Source organism: Sphingobacterium thalpophilum, assembly GCF_901482695.1.
GTDB classification, from domain to species: domain Bacteria; phylum Bacteroidota; class Bacteroidia; order Sphingobacteriales; family Sphingobacteriaceae; genus Sphingobacterium; species Sphingobacterium thalpophilum.
The window spans coordinates 1329926-1355053 of the sequence record NZ_LR590484.1; the positions used below are offsets into that span (position 1 = coordinate 1329926).

The window sequence follows — 25128 nt, forward strand, 5'->3', positions numbered from 1 at the left end:
ACACACTGACCGTGTGTTGCATTTGCTATCTTAACACAACTCACTATTTAACCCCAGGATATGTATAAAAAATACATACTATTTGCACTCTTATCTGCTGCCAGTACACCTATCTTCGCCCAGCAGGCCAATGTACAGGGTATTGTCCGCAATCAGGTGAGCAAAGAACCGTTTTCTAACGTAAGACTGGTTTTCGAAAAAAATCAGAAATCAGTCGTCACCAATTCGAAAGGTAATTTTAATCTGCCCAAATTAAAACCCGGAGCAGAAACTATTCTCATCACCGGCGGTAATATTCAGGAGACCAAAATCACCATTCAGATTCCTGCATCAGGACTGCTCGATATGGAAGATATCTTTGTGCTTCCGAGCAATGACAATGATAATACGGTCCTGCTGGGCATGGCGGCAGATGACCTGCTGGACGATGACAATGAGTCTTTCGATCAAAATATAGCGGCCAAGATCATCCTGTCCAATGACGTATATATTAACAAAATCGGCTATCAGCTATCTCCATTCCGATTTCGGGTGCGGGGATATAATAATAGGTACGAGCAGAAATATATCAATGGCGTACATTTTAATGATCAGCTCCGGGGCGTGTTCAATTATGCATCCATTGGAGCCATCAACGATCTGACCAGGAATGGGGATGAGAACAATGCTATGGATGCATCCACCTTCACGTTCGGTTCCATCGGCGGCTCTGAAAATATCAACATGCGGGCCAGTACATTTGCCAAGGGCACAAAAGCGACAGCAACTTATACCAACCGCAACTACTACAGCCGCGGGATGTTCAGCTATTCAACAGGACTACTGGACAATGGCTGGGCCTTTACAGGTCTTATCGGTGGCCGCTACGCTGACAAAGGCAATATCCAGGGAACGTTTTACAACAACTTTTCCTATGCGCTATCGATTGAGAAACAGTTCAGGCAAGGCCAGCATAGTTTGTCTCTGGTCACTTTTGGCTCGCCGGTGAAACGGGGTCAACAATCTGGATCATTCCAGGAAGCCTACGACCTGCTTGACAACAACCTATACAATCCCAACTGGGGATATCAAGACGGAAAAATCCGGAATTCACGCGTTGTGACAGCCTATGACCCCACTGCAGTCCTCTCCCATATCTGGAAAATAGATCCTAATACCAAGCTGACAACGGGAATATCACTGCACTATGGAAAGTATGCCAGTACGGCCCTAAACTGGTACAACGGACCTGACCCCAGACCAGATTATTACCGCAACCTGCCCAGCTATTTTACGGATTCCATCACCAAACAGCAGTATACAGCACTCTGGCAGTCTGCCAGAATATCCCAGGTGGATTGGGACAACTTGTATCTGGTTAATAAACTCGAGAACAAGCTCAACGACGGTGCAGCCATCTACATGCTTGAAAAACGTCACAGTGATCTTCTGGAAAGCAGTTTCAACTCCACGCTCAACAAGACCATCAATGAACATTCCAAACTGACTTTGGGTATCGGTGCCAAAGGATCTCAATCTCAACAATATAAAACTGTGGATGATTTATTAGGTGCCGAATATGTGCTTGATATTGACAAATTTTCAGAACGCGATTTTGGACAGAATACTGTTCAAAGCCAAAATGACCTACTGAACCCCAACTTTAAAGCACATAACGGCGACACCTTTGGATACCGCTACAATATCAATATCAAGTCTGCGAACGCCTGGCTACAAAATGAGTACAGTTATTCCAACATTGATTTTTTCTACGCCACACAGCTTTCGTACAGTAGTTTCCAACGGATTGGGTATATGAAGAACGGACGCTTTCCCACCAACTCTTACGGAAAAGGTCAGGAGCATCATTTTGTTGATTATGCCTTCAAAGGTGGCTTAACCTACAAATTCAACGGCCGCCACCTGGTGAACGCCAAAATCAGCTATCAGACCAAAGCGCCTTTGGCAAATGATGCATACATCTCTCCCAGGGTAAGCGATTTTACCTTTGAAGATCTCAAAAGTGCGAAAATATTCTCGACAGATATCAGTTACATCTTCTCACTACCGAAAATAAACGGGAGGATATCCGCTTTTCAGACCAACTTTACCGACCTGATCAGCCGACAAAGCTATTACAACGATGCTGCCCGTACCTTTATCAATCACGGTCTAAAAGACATGAATCAGATAAACCGGGGCGTGGAACTGGGAATGACGTATAAAGTGGACAACAACTGGAGTATTGATCTTGCAGCTACGAAGGCAGAATATTATTACAGCAATAATCCAATGGGCGCACAGAACTCAGAGAATGGGCTGATCAACAATGAACGCGAAATGGTATACCTCAACAATTATTATGTGGGTGGAATGCCGCAGACGGCCGGAACATTGGGTCTTCGTTATTTTGTCGATTACTGGTTCTTCGGCGCCAATGTAAATTATGCCGGAGATATGTATCTGGCAAAAGCACCACTTCGCCAACTGGCATCTAACTATACATCCATCAATCCGTATGATCCTGAACAAAACGATGCGTATCATAGCTTAACACAACAGGAGAAATTAAAAAACAGTACCACTGTCGATGTGTCTATCGGTAAAATACTCTACCTGAAAAACCGGAAATCAATGAATTTCAATCTGGCAGTTAACAACTTATTAAACAACAAAAATATCCGGACAGGCGGTTTCGAAAATGCGCGTCTGGATATTACGGCACCGAATAAGTTTGCATCCAAATATTACTACATGCAGGGAATCAACTGTTTTTTCAATGTATCTTATAGATTTTAATCTCAATAACGATGAACAAAAAAAATATACAAATTGTCTATACGTCCATGCTATCACTCCTCTGCATCGGACTTATCTTACTTGCAGGCGCCTGTAAGCGTGAACATGAAGCGCCCCTGCTCACCGAGCCTGCCTATAATGGCCCCGGCGCCAACACAACCATCGCCGCTTTAAAAGAGAAATATGCCAACATCTCCGAACCGAAGGTCATTGATGAGGACCTGGTTATCAAAGCGATGGTGACCGGTAATGACATCTCCGGTAATATCTATAAACAGTTATATATTCAGGATCAGACCGCTGCCATCAACATGGGGATTGACCAAAACAGTATTTATACGACATTTCGTGCAGGTCAGGAGGTCTACGTCAGCCTAAAAGGTCTTTCTATGGTAAAATATGGGGGCGAACTGCAGATCGGCTTCAGTGGCACCAACGCCAACCGCATTGCATGGGAGATCTTCAAAGAGCACTGCAAAGTAAGCGGATGGCCCAACACCGCCAACCTCATGCCCCTGGAAATTGACCTTTCCAAATTGGATGCTTCTATGGTCAATAAATTGGTTGTTATCAAAAATGTGCGTTTTACAAACGGCGGGGTCAACGCTTTTGCAGGTGGCGATGCGACTGTCACCGAAGTCGTGAAAGACCCCAATGGTAAAACATTAGACGTCCGTAACAGCAACTATTCAAGCTTTGCCAAAGAGATCCTGCCCAAAGGCAAAGGAACATTGATCGGCATATTAGGCCGTTTCAATGGCGGCTGGCAGCTGTTTTTAAGGGACAAAACCGACGTTATCGACTTTGATGGCACCGACGCCGGAACCTCACCAACCGATCCCGGAGCGGATGATGTGCTCTTTAGTGAAACTTTTGGCGACGGGACTTACCCAAGTGGCAACCGGCCAAAAATTGCAGATTTTACCGATTTCGATATGAAGTCGCCTGTACTCTACACAGAAGAAAGTGGTGTAGCCGACATCCGTACCGCAAGTGGCATCAGCGCTTCCGTATGGTTTCCAGCCAACAAAGATGTTACCTTAAAGATCTCTGGAATACAGACTGACAACAAAACTGGCCTTACATTGAGTTACCAGCTAGTCCCCAATATCTATAATGTTGGAGAAACAACGAATCTAAATGCCATGAAAGTAAAAATAAATGGAACAAGCTACACAGTCCCGAGTACGCCTGTCACCATCAGCTCAACAGATGAACGAAATAAATACTATACCATCAGCATTCCGAATATTGCTGCGGCTGCGACAAGTACCGTGGAGTTCACGATGACCGGATCCGAAAATGCTTACGGCTTCAGACTCGACAATATTAAGATCCAGGGCGCAAAGGCCGGAAACGGGTCAGACAACACCATTATTGTTACTAAATAAACTATACATGAACTACAGACAGATCGGCTATATTTTGTGTCTTGTTTTATCTGGGATGCAGCTGTGTACTGCACAGAGCAACCGCAGGGTATACCCCATCGCATTTTATAATCTGGAGAACTTATATGATCCCATAAAGGACTCCACCATCAATGACGATGAGTTTACTCCAACGGGAGCCAACACATGGACAGAAACAAAATATCGGCAGAAAATAAAAAATATGGCACGGGCAATCCGTGCAATTGGCTCACCTGTTTCGAGTCTGGGACCTATCGCTCTTGGAGTAGCGGAGATCGAAAACCGCAGGGTCCTTGAAGATCTGGCCCGAGATCCACAGCTCGGCGGTTTAGACCTACAGATTATACATCACGATTCTCCGGACCGCCGCGGTGTGGATGTGGGATTTCTGTACAATCCAGCCTTCTTCACCCCTTTCCACGATCGGGTATATCCATTTGTACTGCCCGACAACCCCAATTTCAAAACAAGGGACCAGTTGCTGGTGTCGGGGACTGTCGCCGGCGACACCCTACACATCATCGTCAACCACTGGCCCTCACGTTATGGCAACAAATCCTCAGAACTACGGGAATTTGCAGCCACAATTACCAAGGGCATCTGCGACTCGCTATACCGCGAAAATCCTGAAGCCAAGATTATCATCATGGGTGATTTAAACGATGATCCCAACAACAAAAGTGTAAAGGAAGTTTTGGAGGCAAAGAAAAATCCACAAGATGTCCCTACTCAGGGATTATTCAATACAATGTGGAAATTCTACGACCGAGGTATTGGCTCACTGGGTTATCAGGGACAATGGAATCTTTTTGATCAGATTATTATCTCAAAGCCGCTTTTAGAAAATAAAAACAAAGGCCTCCGATTTGCCAAAGCCGAAATTTTCAATAGAGATTTCCTCGTGCAGCAGGAGGGCCGGAACAAAGGTTATCCACACCGAACCTTCTCGGGAGGCGTTTTTATCAACGGATTCTCGGACCACTTTCCGACATTAATCTATCTGGTAAAATAATATACAATCAACCAGGTTGTGCAACATTAAAGATGGCCGGAACTCAATCTCGAAGAGTTCCGGCTTTAGTTTACCCCACGTCATGCAAAAAGCGCAGGGCCATTGCAAAAAACACCGGACAATCCGCATATAATGCCATAAATCAATCAACGTTTTTCACTAGATTAGCTTCATGAAGTTAATCATATTTGATCTGGACGGGACATTGCTCGACACCCTCCGGGACCTTGGCGACAGCTGCAATGCAGTCCTGCAAGAGTACGGCTACCCAATCCATGAGCTTGCTGCCTATAAAAAATTTGTAGGCAATGGTGTACAGAAACTTATCGAACGCGCACTACCCGAAGAGGCCCGCTCAGAAAGTACAATATCAGTCCTATTAAGCGCCTTTAAACGTCAGTATGAACAAAAAGCCGTAACGCATACACAGCCTTACCCCGGTATTGTTTCTTTACTCGAACAGCTAAAATCACTGGGCTATCTGATCTCTGTAGCATCCAACAAGTATCATGAGGCTGTCATTCCTTTGATGACACAATACTTTCCGGACATCCCTTTTGACCTGATCTTGGGGCATCGAACAGGCCGGCCGGCCAAGCCTGATCCGGACATTGTGCTTGATACCTTAGATGCATTGCAAGTAGCTAAAAAAGACTGTTATTATGTAGGGGATTCTTCTGTGGACATGGACACCGCGAAAAACGCTGGGGTAACTGCGATTGGTGTGACCTGGGGTTTCCGGGACGAAGACGAACTGAGAACACACGGTGCAGACCATATTATCCACCAACCTGAACAATTGCTTGGCATCCTATAAAGAAAGTGGGACTCAAACCAGCTTTGTTTGAGTTCCACTTTCACAGTTTAGATGCACTACATTTTCGCATCCATTAACTTTTCACTTTGTGTTTTTGGGCTACCCAATTGCATTTTCAGGACAAAGGGCTTACTTGAAACATACACTTCCGGTAGGACAATATCATAATACGTATTTTTGTCAAGATCCAATCCCATGTCCACATGTTTCAACTCCAGAGATTGGCCATTTTGCAGCAACTTTGCCGCGACGGGTACCTCTGCGGCAGTCTTAGGCACAGCAATACGCACAATATTATTGACAGGCCGGTTAAACACCGTCAGATATAAGTTATCCTCTTTTCGTGTAAAGTATCCCAGCCTTGATGGAGCAAGACCAGCATGTCGAACACCGTATACAGCCTCCCCATTGACCTTTATCCAGTCGCCAATTTCTTTTGCCAGTCTGTCTTCTCCGGGATGCATCCGGCCATTTCCGTCTGGCCCAAAGTTCAGAACAAAATTCCCGTTCATCGAAACACAGTTCATCAACATATCGATCAGATCATCCGAAGTTTTGGTATAAAGACCGGACCAATCTTTCATGAACCCCCAGCCATTGGGTGGTATAGTCATCACGCAGTCCCAGTCACGCCCTTCGAGCCATTCAAACTCCTTAGGCATTTTCCGTTCCCAGCCCTGCTCATAATCGCCCAACATATCACCGTTGGAGTCAAAATGGCGTTTGCCATATTCGTCATTCCTGAAACGGCTGCCGATAATTAATCCGGGATGTTTATCGCGGAGCTCCTTTTCCAGTTTATAGGTAAAATCATAGGCCTGAATCCATGACTGGTCCCAGGTACCATCGAACCAGAAGCCTTTTATTTGCGGATAGTTTTCAAGAAGCTCCAGTAATTGATTGCGCGTATAGGCCAAAAACTTAGCAAACTTCGCTTTTTCTCCGGCCGTGGACGGTGCCTTGGCCATATAGTTGGAATTATTCCATTCCATAATCGAAAAATACAAAAACACATCAATTCCTTCTGCGGTATAGGCATCTACAACCTGCTTCACGATATCCTGTTTATAAGGACTTTTTTGAACGGTATAATCCGTATATTTTGAAGGCCAAAGCGCAAACCCGTCATGATGCTTCGTGGTGAAAATAAGATATTTGGCCCCCATTTCTTTCGCCTGCCTCGCCCACACTCCGGCGTCGAATCCCTTGGGATTAAATTGCTTGTACAATTGATCATAGATATTTTTCCAATTTTTTGGAGCCGTTGGCCCGCTCCAGGTACGTATCCACTCCGAAGCTGCGGCTCCTTTCCGTGCACTTACCCCATTCCATTCATTCCCCGGTATAGCATATAGCCCCCAATGGATAAATTGTCCGAAGCCATAATTGCGGAACCGCTCCATCGCCTCGTCTTTACGATGTGCCGGTGTCAATGGTCCGTATTTTAGGTCAATTCTTTTTTCGACTTTTTTACGGGGCCCCGTCCATTGAGAATAAGCTGCAGGTATATGGGTAAATACAGCCCCTAAAAGTAAAGCGGTGATCAATTTGTTGTATCTCATTTATCTATTTTAATAACTGAAAGCACATCTATGTGTAAATCAGACATTCCTGAAAAATCGTTTAATTTGGATGATCTATATACTGTTTTTGCGATTTTCTAATTACCGCTGGCTCCGGATTACCGTCTTTAAACGGATCAAAGTAATATAGGCCCTGGTCGCGGTACAGCAGCAGGTGCTTTTTCAACGTCGTTGAAAATTGTTCAAAATTACGCTTCCCGCCCGGCGTCCAGGCCGCTTCAGCCAGTGCAGCGATTCTTGGAAATACCAGATAGTCCAGCCGGTTGGTATTCGTTACAGTCTCCGTCCAAAGATTGGCCTGAATACCCAGAATCTGTCCTTTCTTTGCTCCGAGACTATCCAGTTCGTCACCCGCAAAATTGTAGACATCCAATAAAGGGTTAAAAGCTTTTCCCCACTTCCGGCCATACCTGTGATTTTCCTGCTGCACAAAATCAAAATACATCGGAAGTCTGGGAGTCAACAGGGTCTGATATCCCTTACTCAATACTTTGTTCAGCTGTTCGGGTTTATCATGACGCCACCACATCATGATCGTGCGATCTGCCGAAAGACCGGCATCGGCCATCTCATCCCAAACAATGATTTTTCCGTTCATCTCAGCTACCGAATCGGCCATACGACGTATAAAATATTCTTCTACCGCCTTATTGGTTTTTAGTCCAGCACTTCTTTTAAGTTCCTGAACCTTACTATCGCTGTTCCAGGCATCACTGCCAAAGGCCACCTCATCGCCACCTAAATGAACATAATCGGAAGGAAATAGCGATTTTACCTCCCTTAAAACATTTGTCAAAAAGGAATAGGTTGAATTCTTGGCCGGATGAAAAGTAAAGTCCGGATGTTTATCATTGCCGCCGCCTGACAAGAAGGGATAAGCCCGATTAGCGGCTGTCGCATGACCGGGCATATCTATTTCTGGAACAACTTCGATATTGCGCTCAGCTGCATAACTGATAATTTCGCTGATATCTGCCTGACTATAATACTGTGGTGCGGCATACGGATCAAGATAATTGCCAATCCCGCCTATTTGTGTTAGCCAAGGGTATCGCTGTATAGTCAGCCGCCATGCAGGTTCATCGGTCAGATGCCAATGAAATTTGTTCAGCTTATAAAAAGCCATCCAGTCCAACAGCGACTTTACTTTCTCCTTACCAAAAAAATGTCTGGATTCGTCAAGCATAAACCCACGCCAAGAAAACCGTGGTTTATCTTCAATTTCCAAAGCTGGTAATACGAACCCCGCGTCCATACTTTCGGCTCCCGCTAGTAATTGATCCACACTCGACAAGGCATTGATGACACCTGAACTCTCAGAAGCATATATTTTTATTGCAGCTTCGGTCATCGAGATTCTATACCCCTCTTTACCGATATTTCCGTCTTTCGCCAGATAGAGCTCTGCCGCTTTCGCATCAGCGCTGCCATAACTCGTCACACCATATTTACTTAATATAAGCCGGCGGAAATACTGCAGTGATGAAGCAAATTGAGGATCTGTCCAAACGGCGATGGATTTCTTTACAACAAACGATTTCCCCGTAGCCTTTATGTGAAGCGGCTGCGGAATAATGTGTATCTGTGCCCGGGCAGATTGCAGCACCAAAAATGCAATGCACAGCAGGTAGACTCTCCTATTCCCAACCTGGGTTTTGCGTAATTTTATCATTTTTAGTGATCTCTGAAGAGGGTATTGGCCATAAATAATCTTTTTTGGGATCAAACGTTCTCAAAGAAGCGTCTTGTAAAATAATATAGTTCCTGGCATTTACAGGAGTTTTGGCATCCCATTTCTCGTTTTTGTCCGTTAAATATTCCGAAAATAAGTAGCTTCCATACAAGGTTTTGGGCATCTCCACTTCTGCCGTTTTCCAACGCAATAAGTCCCAGTAGGCAAATCCTTCGAACGCGAGTTCGACATGTCTCTCCCGGCGTATTTCCTGCCGCATATCCAGACCATTGCTGGCTACAAAAGCATTGCTCAATTTGGCCATGGGGACAAAATTCGGCACAACATCTGTGCCGATATTTACCTCAGGCAAGCGCGCACGCAATAGATTAACTGTTTTATCCAAATCAGCATCAGAAATAGCCCCCCGCAGTTCATACACCGCCTCAGCATAATTCAGGAGCACTTCTGCGTAACGTAAAACCGGCCTATCGATATAAGAGGCCTGTCTTGCCCAGAACGGCTCATTTGCATATTTACGGATACCAAAGCCGCTGCGTTGCCTGCTGGGATTAGGAATGGTGTACTTTCCGCCAGAGATGTATTCATCTCCCCGTTTAAACAAGGTAAAAGACATTCTTGGGTCCCGTTTCCTGAAATATTCCGCATGTGTTGTCGTACTGTTGGGCTCCTGATACAGAGGTGACTTGTCTGTAGGAAGCCCATCTACCATCAGATAGTTGTCGACAAAATTTTGTGTCGGAACGACAGAATTTCCCTCATAATAACGCTGTACCGCGGTAGATACCACACTGTTTTCCTGATTTACACCGTACGCTCTGACAATGATATTCTCTTTGTTCGCCCGCCCCTCTCCAGCGAGCTGGAACAGATTAAAGTAAGCGTCGTTTCCTGTTTCTCCTGTCCCTGCAGGCTGTGAAAATAAGGCGTGCATATGGGAATTCATGACAGCCTCTGCCGCTTCTTTGGCCATCGTTAAGTGCTTATTGGCATCCCCATAGTGATGAAACTTCTCCCGGGTGCCTTCAAATAGTGCAACCCGGGACTTAAACGCCAGTGCCGCAGTTTTTGTAATCCGTCCATATTCTTTTGCCGCATTCACTTCATCTGCATTTCGCAAGCTGCTTGCTGCAAAGTCCAGGTCACTAAAGATCAGCTCCAGGACTTGTTCTCTCGAAGCACGTGGCAGAAAGACATCTGGGTCATCGACACCCATTGTTTTCGTTATGAGCGGTACGCCACCAAACCGTTTTAACATCTCAAAATAATACCATGCCCTAAAAAAACGGGCTTCACCCACGTACCAATTCACCTGAGTCGGATCGCCTCCTTTTGCCAGTACTTCTGCTGATTTTTCGATCAGTTTATTGGCCTGGAATATATGATAATAATTATAATCGTCGCTCTCAGCCGGCCTTACGCGTGAGCCGTCCGAAATAGGATCACCTTTATCGTTCGGATAGGCGTCGGTTGACCAATTGTCCATGTTGACCTCCTTTTGTGTCAACCCTGGCAAGGTGGTATAAAAATAGTTGGCAGCAAGGCGCAGATCCGCTACTGTGTTCCAAAAATTTACATCGTTGACCGTTGTTTCAGGAATTTCATCTATCTTACATGAGGATACCGACGCAAAGGCAATCGAGGATAAAAGTATATATATAAATCTCTTTTTCATGTTAATCATTATTAAAAGTCAAGGTTTATTCCGAAAGATACTGTTCTGGCGAATGGATATGGAGAAGCAATCTCCTTGGTCGTTCCTTCTCGCGTAGGTTTCATTTCAGGATCAACTACGCCTTTAAACACGCCCATTTTTGACAACGTGAACAGGTCTTCGCCCGAAGCATAGAATCTCACACGTGCAAACGGCAGTCTTTTGATCTGCTCTTTTGTCAAAGTATACCCAACTTGTATGTTCTTCAGGCGCGCATAAGCACCATTTAAAAACCATTTGCTGGAGGGCTGGAAATTATGTGTTCCCTCGAGATATGGTCTCGGAAAGGCTGCATCGCGATTGTCTGGTGTCCAGTAATCTGTCTGGAAAGACATCGGCATATACCAAGAGAACAGCAAAGGCTGGATCAGCTCGTTACTCGGCTTAAATTTCCGTTTCGCAATGCCCTGAATAAACATGCCGAAATCAAAATTCTTATAGCTCAAGTTGATATTAATTCCATACTGATACCTGGGATTGGTGTCACCCAGATAAACTAAATCACCCAGATCATCTAACCGCTCACCGCCGGGACTGATTTTCCCATCGCCATCCATATCAACATATCTTATATCTCCCAGTCCGGGCACCCCGGCCTTATTCAGGAGCTTCTCATAGCTAGGGGCCTTGGCAAGATCCGCCTCGGTCTGAAAATAGCCATCTGCAAGATAACCCCAGATCGAATTCAGCGCATATCCCTCCACTAAAATAATTTTGCCTTTATCGTCTTTACCGCCGTTTACACCGGGCTTGACGATGTCATCGGCGCCACCATAGCGCAATACTTTATTCTGATTGTCCGCGAGGTTAAAGTTGACATTATAGGTAAAATCCTCTCCCACTTTGTTACCATAACCTATGTTAAACTCCCAACCCCAGGTTTTTAGTCTGCCGTCATTGGACATGGGCACATTGATTCCCACTGTGGCCGGCAGTCGGACGGACACCAACATATTGTTGTTGTATTTGTTATAATAATCAAATGATCCTTTCAGCTTATGATTTAAAAAGCTAAAATCCAGACCTATGTTCTGCGTTTCTACGGTTTCCCAGCTGACACCTATTGCTGGAATTAAATCCTGATACGTATAGGTTTGTTTGGTATCCCCCAATACAACACCTGTCTTCCCCGGCTCTGAATTCGGTCCGGTGTTTAGCTGCGCCAGAAAATCATAGTACCCGACACCGATCTGTGAACCCACTTTTCCCCAGGAAATACGGGGTTTTAGGTCACTGACGATATGGGAGATGTTTTCAAACCACTGTTCTCTGCCCATGTTCCAGCCCGCCGAAAACGATGGAAACACTTTCCTACGGCTACCGGGATACAATCTGGAGCTTTCGTCACTTCTCACGGTTGCTTCAAAAAGGTATCTTTCGTCATAATTGTAGTTAAAGCGTCCAAAAAACGACTGGGACTCTGAACGTTGCGCAAACTGATTATGTGACTTATTAATCGGATCCGAAGTAAAATTTAAGCTTGGATTATCGTTAACAAATAGATTTTTTGTGCTTGCGGTGATATACTGATAGTCGTATGACTGGTACTGATAGCCCCCCATTACATGGAAATTATGTAATGTACCAAGCTTGAAATTATAATCCACAAGTGCCTGATAGTTTTCGGACAAGGTTTTGTAATTCGTGACTGAATAATTATTCGGATTGTTCAGCTGGCTGGCTGTTGACTTGGACGGTCCCGAATAATAGGTGACAGTACGCTTGAAATTCCTGTTTTCCCGCGCTGTATTTTCGCGGCTATACATCAACTTGATATCCAACCCTTTGATAAAGTTATTAAAGGTTGCAGTGACATTGTTGAAATAGATATCCTTGCGGTCACGGTTAAAACCTCCGTCTTTCATGAGCGCATAGCCTATCGCGGAAGAGCTGCCGCTTCGATAGTACGTACCGTCCTCATTATAAAGCGGGAAACGCATGCGCGAAGAATAAAATTGCCTCAAGATGCCATTTCCCCCACCGTCAATACCATAGCCGCCATCTTGTGGGTTATCTGTGGCTTGGTTAATGTAGGCAGATCCAACATCCAGCTTAACATATTTGTTGACCTGTGCAGAAATATTGGCACGGGCATTCCAGCGTTCAAAGTGATCCTCTCCGACTTTGAACATTCCGGCCTGGCTCATATTTCCCAACGAAGCCATATAGGTTACCTTTTCATTGCCCCCCGTAATCTGTAGGTTATGATTGTAAAGGTTATAAGACTTCTTCGCCACCTGATCAATCAAATTTTGCTGGTTATAGGTACGCCACTGCCCATTCGCGCCTTCGACAAACACGGGACCATTGACCGCATAATTGAGGTCTTCCTCATTATATTCGGGTGCCAGGCCGGCATTTGCGCGGCCAAGATTCATATACTTCATTTCCTCAACAAGGGTAAGACGATCCGGCATATTTGACGGCATCTGCCAGGCCATATTGCTCATTAAAGAAATCCGCGAAGGACCCTTTTGCCCCTTTTTTGTTGTAATCAGAATTACCCCTCCGGCGGACTGTGCTCCATAAATTGCGGTTGCGCCACCATCTTTCAGGACACTGATGTTTTCGATGTCATTTGGATTAAGTGCGATGAAAGTTTCTTCTGAGCTGATGACACCATCAATCACATAAAGCGGGGTGACACTTCCGTTTGCCGATGAAGCACCGCGGATCTGTATGTTCAGTCCCTGATCTCCCGGCCTTCCGGACTGTCTGGTCACCACCAATCCGGGTGCAGCTCCCTGCAATAGGTTCGCCACCGTCGGCGCAGGCCTATTTTGCAAAACTTTCATATCCACTTGGGAGACCGCACTTGTCAAGTTGGTCTTTTTTTGTGATCCATATCCTACCACAACCACTTCTTCCAATAAATCTTCAGACTTCATCAAGGTGACCTGAGACGCCTGATTCGCCGTCACTTCCCGAGAAGCATAGCCAATGTAATTAATGACCAGAATGGCAGAGGGCGAAGATACAGACAAAGAAAACCGCCCCTGACTGTCGGTTGAAGTCGAATGCGCAGTACCCTTCTCAGATATGGTCGCCCCGACAACCGGCTTACCGTGCTCGTCCAGCACCTGCCCATTGATCTTCTGCTGAAGGCCAGCAGAAACTGCTGCCGAAGATATACTTTTCACCGCCTTTGGCCGCAGATATGCTGCTTGCGCAGTATCTAACAGCGAAAACGCAACGACTGGAGTTAAGAAAGCGAGATGGCAGTATAATTTCGTCTTTCTAAGTTGATGTAAGTAATCGGGTCTATTCATATCATGTTTTCTAAGGTTTGTCAGTGTTGGTACTTGGTTCTTATCCGATGCAATTGTAAAGAAATTATTAAGTTATTACCCTGGGTCCAAAGCACTCAATCGTTTGCGCAACTCTCGAAAACGTTGTAGTGTATTTTATACAAACAGATTAATTAAGAAATAAATACAAACTTATACTACAAATATATAACACAATATAAATATATTTTCATAAATAAAACCACTGAAAAATGGACGCATTAGCGATTGTATTTTTGTTGGCTATATTTGGAAACGAAACAATTACCCTAATTTAAAAACCCTATGATCAAAAGGATTTTTTACATGCTGTTCTTTATTGGAATGACCTGGACAAACTCGCAGGCCCGAACTGTTATTCCGTTCAATTCAAACTGGTCTTTCAAAAAAGGCCCTTTCTCCGTTTCTCCTCTGGACTATCATCTCACATTTGAGGGAAGGTGGCAGCTGGTTAACTTGCCACATACTTGGAACGCAATAGATATGCAGCAACAGGATATCCGGCCCGGAAGCCTCGGAAAAAATGAACGTTTCTATACCGGTGATGCCTTCTATCGCAAGACTTTCGTACCACAGATAAGCTGGAAGGGGAAACGTATCTTTATCCGGTTTGAGGGCGTCAATACCCAAACGGAGCTGTACTTGAATAATAATCCTCTTCCAGCCAAAGAAGTAAAAAACGATATCACCTATGATAACAGCCAACGCAATGGCAATTACAGCTTTGTGGGAAGGCACCAGGGAGGCTACTCCGCATTCGTGTTCGAATTGACGGGCATGCTCCAACTGGGCAAAGAAAACGAGCTATTGGTCAAAGTAAACAATGAGGCCAGCCCACAGGTTATTCCGGTCAATCATACCTTATTCCCCATGTATGGTGGCATTTACCGGCCCGTTGAACTTATCGTGACGGATGATATCCATATTGCTGTCAACGATTTCGCTTCAGAAGGCGTCTATATCACGCAAAAAAATGTATCAAAAAAAGCTGCAGATATCGCTGTTAAGGTAAAGATTGACAACAAATCTGGCCATACCCAGCCAATTGAGCTGCTCACCACGATAGTTGAAAAAGATGGATCTGTGAAAGCAAAACAGACAACTGCTTACACGGTGCCACCACAAGGCCGGCAGATCATCACGCAGCAGCTATCCATCAAAGCCCCACACCTATGGCAGGGTCTGGATGATCCATATCTTTACCGTGTGGTCACCCAGATAAAGAAGGGTGAGCAGGTCATCGATGAAGTGGTCAGCCCGCTGGGCATTCGCAAATTTGAATTGCGCACTGGACAGGGCTTCTTTTTAAATGATATAAAATACCCCTTATATGGGGTCTGCCGCCACCAAGACCGCTGGGGCAAGGGCTCTGCATTAAGCAACGCCGATCACGACGAAGATCTGGCTATCATCAAGGAAATGGGAGCAACTTCTATCCGTTTGGCCCATTATCAGCAGTCGGCATATTTCTATTCAAAATGTGATAGCATAGGCTTAGTCGTCTGGGCTGAGATTCCTTTTGTCAACCGCGTGACAACCCTGGAAGATAACAATGCCCAACAACAGCTAAAAGAACTGATCAGGCAGAATTTCAATCATCCGTCGATTTATATCTGGGGGATGCATAATGAAGTCTATAGTCCGACAGCTTACACAGTCGAGCTGACCAGCAAATTGAATGACCTGGCCAAATCCGAAGATCCTGACCGTTATACTGTGTCTGTCAGTGGATACAACATCATCGACCATCCTGTCAACAACAATGCAGATGTACAGGGAATCAATCATTATTTTGGCTGGTACAATGGCGAACTTGAAGACAAATCCGAAAAGGATGATGATGTGGCTTCCTGGGCCAAGCGCATCAGCCGTGAGTTTAAAGACTACAAAATCATCTTTTCTGAATACGGTGCCGAGGCAATTCCCGAAGATCAGGCTGAGACCGTCGGCAATTTTGGCAATCAATGGAGCAATCCATACTTTTTTCCAGAAGAATATGCGACCAAATTTCATGAAGTTCACTGGGGCGTCATCACCAAAAATCCAATCTTCCTTGGCTCTTATGTCTGGAATACCTTCGATTTTGCCACGCCGATCACGGCCCTGAATGTTAATCCACGGAATTATAAGGGATTGGTTTCTTTTGACAGAAAATTAAAGAAAGACGGATTCTATTGGTACAAGGCCAACTGGAGCAAGGAGCCTGTCCTCTATATTACGCAACGCCGTATGATCAACCGCGGCAATGAAATGACTCCTGTCACCGTTTATTCCAACAGAGGCAAACCGACCTTGATCGTTAATGGTAGGACTATTACAGGCAGCAAAAAAGGACAGACAGACGTACACTACATCTTTGAAAATGTCAGACTCAAACAAGGAGCCAATATCCTCGAAGCAAAAGTAACTCAAAAGGATGGTGAAGTATTGACAGATCGTATCAACTGGAACTACGACCCTGCTTATAAGCAAGAGATTGCTGGACCAACCCAGTCGAAAACAGAACATGTAGGTCTTTAAATAGATGATTCCCCAACCATTGACCGATGAATGTAAGCTATTTACCGAGATTCCCTGCCGATTGACCTAATGCGGCTACTCCATCCGGCAAATCCGCCTTACCTTTGAGATATCAAATAAGGAAATAAAACATAAAGACAATAAACATCATGACAACTAAAACGACATTCAGTATTAACGGTAAAACAATCACAAAGGCATTTCAGGATCTTTTTGAATCATTTAGACATGCGCGTCTAAAAGTTTCGTCCAAAGCGGATCAGGAGTATATAAACATTTCTTTGCTTTTGGCCGTGATCATCGGCCTGATCTTTCCTGTAGCTTTCGTTGTGCTTATTATTCTAACATTGGTATGCAATCTTCAGGTAGCTATCCTGCAGGAAGAAAAACAGAACGCTGCAAAACAAAAATTAATCGAGCTGGAATAACTATACAAGAACATCCTTCCCTTAATACAAGCGGGGAGCTCCAAAAGGAGCTCCCCGTATTTTTTTCCTGCAATTTAAATCAACTTATTCTAATGTCGGATTAAACTCGCCACCCCAATCTTTATTCTGTTTGATGCTTGGATTCTTATCGATCACTGATTGTGCAATCGGGAAAAAATAATAGGTGTCGGGAACTAGATTAACCTTATTGCCCGTGCTGGGTACCTGTAGCACATTATATTTAAATTGATTTTCCTTCAGCTGATAACTCTTCGCCAGATTAGCTGCAGCTTTCAGATCCATTTCGGAGCCATCCGGATTGATGGCAATAGCCTCCACCCCGTGCTTCGTTGTATTGTTCAGTACAGATAGTCTGCGCAGCCTCCGGAGGTCCCAAAAGCGATGCCCCTCAAAACAGAATTCGATATTCCGCTCGGCCAATAAGGCCTCACGCATTTCTGTTTTGTTGCCGGCAACAATGCCGTAGTTATTGTCCGCGCCCGGTTCGATACCTGCCCGCATGCGTATCTGTTTCAAGATCGACATGGCTGTGGCCAGATCACCGGTTTCATTCGCCGTTTCAGCATAATTCAACATCACTTCAGCATAGCGCATCAGTACAAAATCAACGTCATACTGCGTCTCCACCTGGGTTTGCCGCAATGAGAGCTTGGAGTTCTTCAGGATAAAAAATCCCGTATAACGGTCTCTGTTGGAAGAGGTAGTCCCAGCGTTGGGATTCACTCCAAAGTTGTCCAATGCATCTGCTATCCCCAGGGAAGTGTACTGCCGCTTGCCGGTTTTGCCAGAAACCTCATAGATCTTCCCGTTCCAGACGATTGACTTATCGAAGCGGGGGTCACGGTTTTCCCAATAGGACTGGACAAACTGGACATCAGTTTTATGGTATTTGCTGCTCGGATCAGAATAAAGTTTTCCGTCCTTCATTGGAAACTCTTTGACAAAGTCCCAGGTAGGTACAGCGCTGGCTGTTCCCCGGCTCTCCGACCCCGGGCGTACTCCGTTATCCCAGTTGGCCACTTTATTGGGATAGGAATTGATCACAGCAAAGACCACTTCAGGCCCCTTTTCAACAAGGGCAATATTTGCGTAATCTGCGGTCAGACTATAACCTTGGGCCTTGAGCTGCTCGTAAGCCAGCTTGTTGACCGCATGTGCTTCAGCCCAGTAGGCGTTTCCGTATGGATTGGAAGGATTGAACTGTGGCGATGCCTTATACAATAATACTTTCGCCTTAAAAGCGAGAGCAAAGTTGCCATCAATGCGTCCATAATCCGCAGCACCCTTACCGATCGTCATCGGCAAATACCCCATGGCTTCATCCAGATCTTTGACGATCAGATCAAAGCACTCTTTGGTTGAGTTGCGGGGAACTTTCAGGTCGTCCTCTTCCAGATCCTGTGGTTTGGTAATATAGGGCACACCACCATGATATTTAACCATGTTAAAGTACATATAAGCCCGCATGAACAGCGCCTGTCCCAGTATCGATTTTTTGGTCGCGTCATTTAGTCCTGTGCTTCCGCTGACCTTTTGGATAGCGGTATTTATCTTCCGGATTGTCGTATAATCCCATGCTTTATAAGCCGAATTGTTAACGGTAACAGCATTCAGCGAAAAGTTGATTCCAGCAAGTTGCTGCGAATTGTTATCTGCCCCACTGTTCCAGTTTCCAAACAACGTGTATAGATTGGCCAGATAAGCATTGACCAGATTTGGATCATTCCACACTCTATCTTCATTGACCGAGTTCAGATCTTCAATATCCAGAACATTTTTACAAGATGCCGTTGCCAATGCTAAGGCAATCAAAGGATAAAATATTTTTTTCATCTTTAAAAGCAATTAAAATTTAACATCAAGCCCTAGCGTAAATGTCTTCATCACAGGATAGGAATCATACATTTTTTGTTCGGGATCGTGAAACTCCTTCATCGGCGAAAAAACGAACAAATTAGTTCCATTTAAGAACACATTGACACTTTTCATTTTGATTTTCTCCGTGATGGACTGGGGTAATGTATATGACACATTTAGATCTCTTAACCGCATATACGCACCGTTTCGGATCCAGAACGTGGAAGATGCAGCACCAGATTCCTGCCAGTTGTATCCTACGGGACGCGGATATTTTGCATCGGGGTTCTCCGGTGTCCAGACATCTGAAGTCCAGATCGGATAGTAAGGCCTAAAGGTGTCCCCATGCTGACGCATCCCCGCGCCTTCCTGATTGCTGATGACACGGTCATAGGCTAATACACCTTGGAACAGCGCTGATAGATAGATTCCTTTCCAGCTTGCATTAAACCCAAATCCATAGTTGATGCGAGGTGTATTATTTTCCGACAGCAGCTGCATATCATTGTCATCAATAATACCGTCGGGCTGATCGGAATAATTCTGTCCACGGATATCCCTATAAAGGATCATTCCCGGATAAGGATCACGCCCGTAGGTCTTAAAGCCTTTTTCTTTTAGTGCATCTGCTTCTGCCTGTGAGCGCACTAGCCCCGAAGCTTCCAGGCCGATAATCCTGTTTTCGGGGCGTCCCACTTTAGAACGGAAATGTTCTCTGCCTCCGGGACCATAAGATGGCTCTTCATCAAAAATATCCCAACGATCTTTGGCATAGCCCATATTGGCGTTCAGCCCATAAGACACCTCTCCCACTTTATCATTCCAGTTGAGTGAGAGCTCCCCTCCTCTAAAACTTCGGGCGGCGTAGTTTTCGGGGGCAAGTGCCCGGCCATAGTTGTCCGGCACCTTGATTCCTCTAGTACCCAGGATATCTGTTTCCTTACGGATAAATCCATCCAGGCTTCCGGTCAGTTTATTGTTTGCAAAACCAAAATCGATACCGACATTATAACTCTTCGACTTCGTCCAGGTTAGGTTCATCGTGGGGTTATCCAGGTAGGTCAATCCGGTGTAATAGCTATCTCCGAAAATATATCCGGGCACCGGAGTTCTACTGCCCGACCGGGAAGTGATGATCGAACTATATTTCTCCATATAGGAATAGGGAAGTATCGAATAGCCTTCCACATCAACAAAGTTACCCGAACTTCCGTATGAGGCTCTTAATTTTAGGTCACTAACGGTATTCTTGAGGGATGAGAAGAAATTTTCATCCGACACACGCCAGCCCAGGGACATCGAGGGGAAGAAACCCCAGCGTTTATCATTGGGAAACAGCGGCGAACCGTCGTAGCGGAACGAGAATTCGGCGATATATTTATCGGCATAGTTATAGTTGGCCCGCCCGATGACGCCCCGCCTTGAATCCATCAACTCGAAAGCGTCCGTGGACCGCATGCTCCTGTCCGTTGGATAAATATACATCTGATCCAATGGGATGACCGGATTCTCAGCCCTGGAGGTAATATTGGTTGTCCCTGACTTGAATTGCTCATAAACAACCAGCGCGTCCAGTCCATGCTGGCCAAACTTGCGGTTATAATTCAGGAACCAGTTGAGCTGATACTGCCACTTCCGCTGTGGGTTATAATCCATAAAGGGTTGCGCTTGGCTAAAGGTGAAAATATTTATCCGATCTTCCGAAGGCGGGGCAGGTATAAAACGGTTGTTGTCAGGATCGAGGGATGTAAAGGTATAGTTTTTCTGAAAGCTCATGTAACGTTTGCGCATGTAATCTTCTGCAACATAACTTCCCATTAACTTTGTAGACAAACCTTCCACCCATTTGTCCAGTTTGAGATTGAGCGTCATGATCGGGTTTACCTGACGGACTTTACGGTCGATATAACGGTCTCCGATAACCTGGTCGATGACATTCCAGGCCTGCCAGCTTCCCATCGGTGTCTGTACCGGATAAGCTGTAGGTGTATTACTCGGTGTACCGTCTGCTTTCAGATAAAAGGGATACATCTTTGGCCAGTTGAACGTCACACGATAAAAATCCGACACATCAAAATCATCATCATTTGCCGAAGTACTGAACGGCCAAAAGAAACGGTTGGAGTTGGTCTGGTTAGCTGAAATATTAAAATCCATGCTGAAGGCGTCGCTGATCTTCGCAGAGATATTACTCCGTAGATTGAACTTTTCGTGCTCCAGTGATTTGTAAGAACCATCTTCTTTCCGATAACTCAGCAAGGCATAGTAAGTAATCTTATCGCCCCCACCATTGACGGCAATAGACTGGCGATGGCTAAAGGGATTACGCCAGATGACATCATTGGCATTGTAATTTTTATCTTTAAAATAATCAAACTCACGCTGTCCGTTCGGTGCTGTCCAGGGATCAATTTTATCCCCCTGTTCCCAGCGAAATTGTGAGACCCTATTTTGGTAGATCAGTTCATCTGTTGCCGTGGTTAAATTGGCTAGCAGTGTCTGCGTGGGCGAACTAAACGAATAGTTGCTCTGCACGTTGAATACCGGAGCCTGCGACGTTCCTTTTTTTGTGGTTACCAGTACCACTCCATTCCCTGCACGGGTGCCATATACTGCGGCAGTACCGGCATCTTTCAGAAAACTCATCTGATCGACCTCATTGGCCTCCAGGGCATCAAAGGCTGCCTTGTCACGGACAACACCATCAATGACATAAAGTGGTTCGACGGATGCGCCCCGAATACGTAGCGATGAAGAAGCCCCCGCCATGCCGGAGGTATTCGTGACGTTGACGCCAGCGGCCCGTCCAGCCAAGGTATTCGACAGGTTGGAGGGAGAGATGTTTTTGAGCTGCTCCGAGTTGACGGCTGCCACTGCTCCGGTCAGGTTTCCTTTCTTCTGCTTCCCGTAGCCCACGATGACTACTTCCTCCAGTGACTCCGCATTCGATATCATGGTGACGGAAACAGTTCCGGCTGCAGCAGTTACTTCCTGCCGTGCATAGCCCTGGTAATTGACGATCAGGATATCGCCCTGTTTGGCCCTTATAGAAAAGATGCCGTTTACATTGGTGGAGGCCTGCACTGTAGTGCCTTTGACGGTAATCGTGGCCCCAGCAAGCGGTTCACCCTTTTCGTTTTTGACCTGACCCGAAATCTGTTGCTGTTCGGCTACAGCATGCAAGATTGCCGACTCAGAATAGCTCGCGAACACATTAGGAGACGAGCACAAAAGACCAAGGCCCAATAAGCTTAATGGCCTTGCTTTCCTGTAAAAAAGATAGTTCTTTTTCATAATTAAGATGGTGGTTTAGATAAGAGTTACATAACAGTTTACCACAGGTTTTAGTTTATATGTCTTTTATAAAAAAATAACAAAAGACAGTTAGTAATACAGGAAATTAAATAAAAGATCGTAAAATTCAAACGATTTTATATATTTTTTTCTAAATACCATCTTAAATTATTCGATCAATTCAGGTTAATTATTAAAATTTTATAATACTCGGAACAAAGTCGGTACATCCGAACCAGCTGTTTACAGCTCGACAGGATCAACACGCTTATGCTATTTTGCTATAATGTAGCTATATCTTGACAATCCGGTCATCTATTCTCACATATTAGTCTTAAATTTGATTTCCAAACAGATAAAATAGGCTATAGTTAATTTATTGGATGAAAGAATACTACCGTGAAAAACAATAAAAAAATATTTATTTTCAGGACAATTTTGATTGCTTTCCTCATTGTTTCTTTAGTGTATATCGGATCGATATTCACCTACCAATATATAGAATACCAAAAAACCGAAGCCCGGTTGAACAAAGCCTACGGTTCAAAGAACCAGCTAACGAGCTTATTTTTTAGGCTTTTCGCTTCTTATAATGTGGCAGGAAGCGCTTTCCGCACCTATACGGTAGATTTTAGTGCTGAAAACCTGGCGAATTATACAAAGAGTCTGGACAGCCTTCGTTTTTACATCGATTCCCTATCTATTCTATCATCACAAAAAGGGATTTCTTTCTCGAACGCAGCACCTTTGGAACATAATATCCACCTTTCCGATGAATTTGCGCGGATTAAACAATCGGTCGACAATATGATCTTTTTGGCGAAAGACTCCTTGTCCCTCCTCACAAAAACGAACCGTTCCGTTCTTCCGGGAAAGAACAGGATCGATGCAGATTCTGTGATCAACCGTATATTGCGGGATACTGCGTTGAATGTAACCAAAAAAGACACCATCGTCCGAAAAAAAGTAAGTCTCTTCAACCGGATTTTCAAAGCTAAAAATGACACCTTAGTTGCCGATAAATTAGAGCAGCAGTTTAATGTAAATCAGATCAAAGCGATACACAGCCAGATTCAGACTTTAATCGAGCAGAATGAATCGTTCTACAAACAGGATTTCAGCAAAATACGCCATTCCTTTGCGCAGCTACAGCAAAAAGAACGGCAGTTATTGCAATCTAATTACGCTTTATTCAGCACGATCAGTACAGCTTTGCTGAAGATCAAGAGCCATGAAGACGAAACACTGAGAGCTGCCGAAATAAAAGACTTTAGTTTATATAAGGAGAATTCGGCTATTTTCGGCAATCAGGTGATTGCATCTATTGTGCTAATGATTGTCATGGTCACTTTACTTTTGTATTACCATTACAATACGATAATCTATGAGCGGAAGCTCACGGCAGCGAGGGACTACGCACTGCGTACAGCGAAGGAAAAGGCGAGCATACTGGCTAATGTCAGCCACGATGTCCGTACCCCGTTAAATTCACTGGTGAGTATCATTGACCTCATAAAGGACAATACCACTAACAATCGGGTCAGTCCTGCACTGCTCGACACCATTACGGAAGATATCCACGACATTAACGTCACCGTTGAGGACATCCTCAATCTTGGCAAGCTGGAATCAGGCATGCTGGAAATCAAAGAGGAGTATTTTTCTCCTGCCCAGCTATTGACCAATCTGATAAAAATGCATCGAAGCCAGGCAGACAAAAAAGGATTAAAGCTAATTAGCCAAATCAACATAGATCAGGACATCCTGATCAAAAGTGGCGCTTATCGCGTACGGCAGATTGTGTCAAATCTACTCAGCAATGCAATTAAATATACCGATAAAGGGCAGGTTGAAGTACGGGCTTCTATGACATCTGAAGGTGCTAAAGCCTTGCATGTACAGGTCATCGATACAGGAAAAGGGATCGCCGCCAAAGATCAGGAGCATATTTTTGAACAATATTATATGACTGATATTAAGTCCAAGAATAGCTTCGGTCTCGGTTTGCATATCTCCAAGCTCATGGCTGAACAGCTGAACGGCACCTTGTCCGTCAGGAGTGAGCAGGGAAGAGGCTCAACCTTCACGCTGACTGTGCCCGTCATCGATGAGCAGAGAGTTGCTAAGCAAATAGTCAAATCGTACAAGCTACCTGCAGACTTACGCTTTGTTGTGATCGATGACAACCCGATCAACAATATGTTTGTCAAGCAGAGTTTACAGCAGTTTAAAAATGTGCAGATCTTCCAAGACTCAGATGTAGCCAAAGCTTACCTTCAATCCAATGCTGCCGATGTTGTCATCACAGATCTCAATATGAAAGAACTGAATGGCTGGGACATTTTGAACTTTGTGAAAGATCAAAATGCGGCACAGGGTTCAAAAAGTATTGTTATCGCATTGACATCGGACGAGTCCCAGGTAAGCGTGCGGGTACCGGAAGGACAAGTGTATCAATTTGATGGTGTCATGGTCAAACCCTTTCAGATGGCAACATTGAAACAGATCCTAACCTCGGCAGACCGCTAATATCTTGTTTAAAAACAAGTTTCATTCATGAGAAAACGGTCTTAATCACAAGAAAACCTTCGACACTGCCCTACAGCCGAAGCGCGAGGGTTGGTATATAGTCTACAAATACCATGTATAGCTGTACGATGACAAGCCTATCGACAAGCAATAGATCAAAAAAGAATGCCGACAACATAATAT

The 25128-nt window shown here is 44.7% G+C and carries 13 protein-coding genes; 7 read left to right on the top strand and 6 right to left on the bottom strand.

Annotated elements, in window-relative coordinates; genetic code table 11:
* Window positions 1–60 precede the first annotated feature (60 nt).
* The 4 genes from FGL37_RS05815 to FGL37_RS05830 all read left to right on the top strand — a co-directional run bounded on the left by FGL37_RS05815 (window position 61) and on the right by FGL37_RS05830 (window position 6019).
* On the top strand, window positions 61–2778 hold the full coding sequence (locus FGL37_RS05815; RefSeq protein ID WP_028070798.1) for a TonB-dependent receptor: 2718 nt from the start codon (window positions 61–63) through the stop codon (window positions 2776–2778).
* A gap of 11 nt (window positions 2779–2789) precedes the next feature.
* A complete protein-coding gene (locus tag FGL37_RS05820; RefSeq protein ID WP_028070799.1) occupies window positions 2790–4169 on the top strand; it encodes a DUF5689 domain-containing protein in 1380 nt (459 codons plus the stop codon).
* Window positions 4170–4176: 7 nt separating this feature from the next.
* On the top strand, window positions 4177–5202 hold the full coding sequence (locus FGL37_RS05825) for an endonuclease/exonuclease/phosphatase family protein (protein ID WP_028070800.1): 1026 nt from the start codon (window positions 4177–4179) through the stop codon (window positions 5200–5202).
* A 172-nt stretch (window positions 5203–5374) separates the two neighbouring features.
* Entirely contained in the window at window positions 5375–6019 is a 645-nt protein-coding gene (locus FGL37_RS05830; RefSeq protein ID WP_037533774.1) for an HAD family hydrolase, read from the top strand.
* Between the two features lie 56 nt (window positions 6020–6075).
* Here the strand turns inward: FGL37_RS05830 and FGL37_RS05835 are convergent, their stop codons facing one another.
* The 4 genes from FGL37_RS05835 to FGL37_RS05850 form a co-directional block, all read right to left on the bottom strand.
* Window positions 6076–7581: an alpha-L-fucosidase gene (locus tag FGL37_RS05835; RefSeq protein ID WP_028070802.1), complete on the bottom strand. Its 1506-nt coding sequence runs from the start codon at window positions 7579–7581 to the stop codon at window positions 6076–6078.
* Window positions 7582–7642: 61 nt separating this feature from the next.
* Complete coding sequence (locus tag FGL37_RS05840; protein WP_028070803.1) at window positions 7643–9274, bottom strand: beta-N-acetylhexosaminidase; 1632 nt, start codon at window positions 9272–9274, stop codon at window positions 7643–7645.
* Entirely contained in the window at window positions 9240–10970 is a 1731-nt protein-coding gene (locus FGL37_RS05845) for a RagB/SusD family nutrient uptake outer membrane protein (protein ID WP_028070804.1), read from the bottom strand. The genes FGL37_RS05840 and FGL37_RS05845 overlap by 35 nt, the downstream gene beginning before the upstream one ends.
* 11 nt (window positions 10971–10981) lie before the next feature.
* Window positions 10982–14278 carry a SusC/RagA family TonB-linked outer membrane protein gene (locus FGL37_RS05850; RefSeq protein WP_081817919.1) on the bottom strand — a complete coding sequence of 1099 codons (3297 nt, stop codon included), beginning with the start codon at window positions 14276–14278 and terminating at the stop codon, window positions 10982–10984.
* A gap of 303 nt (window positions 14279–14581) precedes the next feature.
* Between FGL37_RS05850 and FGL37_RS05855 the strand changes: the two genes are divergently transcribed.
* Together FGL37_RS05855 and FGL37_RS05860 are read left to right on the top strand one after the other, a co-directional pair.
* Window positions 14582–16816 carry a glycoside hydrolase family 2 protein gene (locus tag FGL37_RS05855; protein WP_028070806.1) on the top strand — a complete coding sequence of 745 codons (2235 nt, stop codon included), beginning with the start codon at window positions 14582–14584 and terminating at the stop codon, window positions 16814–16816.
* A 149-nt stretch (window positions 16817–16965) separates the two neighbouring features.
* Window positions 16966–17244: a DUF4342 domain-containing protein gene (locus FGL37_RS05860; protein ID WP_028070807.1), complete on the top strand. Its 279-nt coding sequence runs from the start codon at window positions 16966–16968 to the stop codon at window positions 17242–17244.
* 84 nt (window positions 17245–17328) lie between these two features.
* On the opposite strand, the gene FGL37_RS05865 is transcribed toward FGL37_RS05860, so the two are convergent.
* A complete protein-coding gene (locus FGL37_RS05865) occupies window positions 17329–19098 on the bottom strand; it encodes a RagB/SusD family nutrient uptake outer membrane protein (protein ID WP_028070808.1) in 1770 nt (589 codons plus the stop codon).
* A gap of 12 nt (window positions 19099–19110) precedes the next feature.
* The gene (locus FGL37_RS05870) at window positions 19111–22416 is read right to left on the bottom strand and encodes a SusC/RagA family TonB-linked outer membrane protein (RefSeq protein ID WP_037533775.1); all 3306 of its coding nucleotides are present in this window, start codon (window positions 22414–22416) and stop codon (window positions 19111–19113) included.
* A gap of 399 nt (window positions 22417–22815) precedes the next feature.
* Here FGL37_RS05870 and FGL37_RS05875 point away from each other — a divergent pair, with 399 nt between their 5' ends.
* Window positions 22816–24945: an ATP-binding response regulator gene (locus tag FGL37_RS05875; protein WP_028070809.1), complete on the top strand. Its 2130-nt coding sequence runs from the start codon at window positions 22816–22818 to the stop codon at window positions 24943–24945.
* Window positions 24946–25128 lie beyond the last annotated feature (183 nt).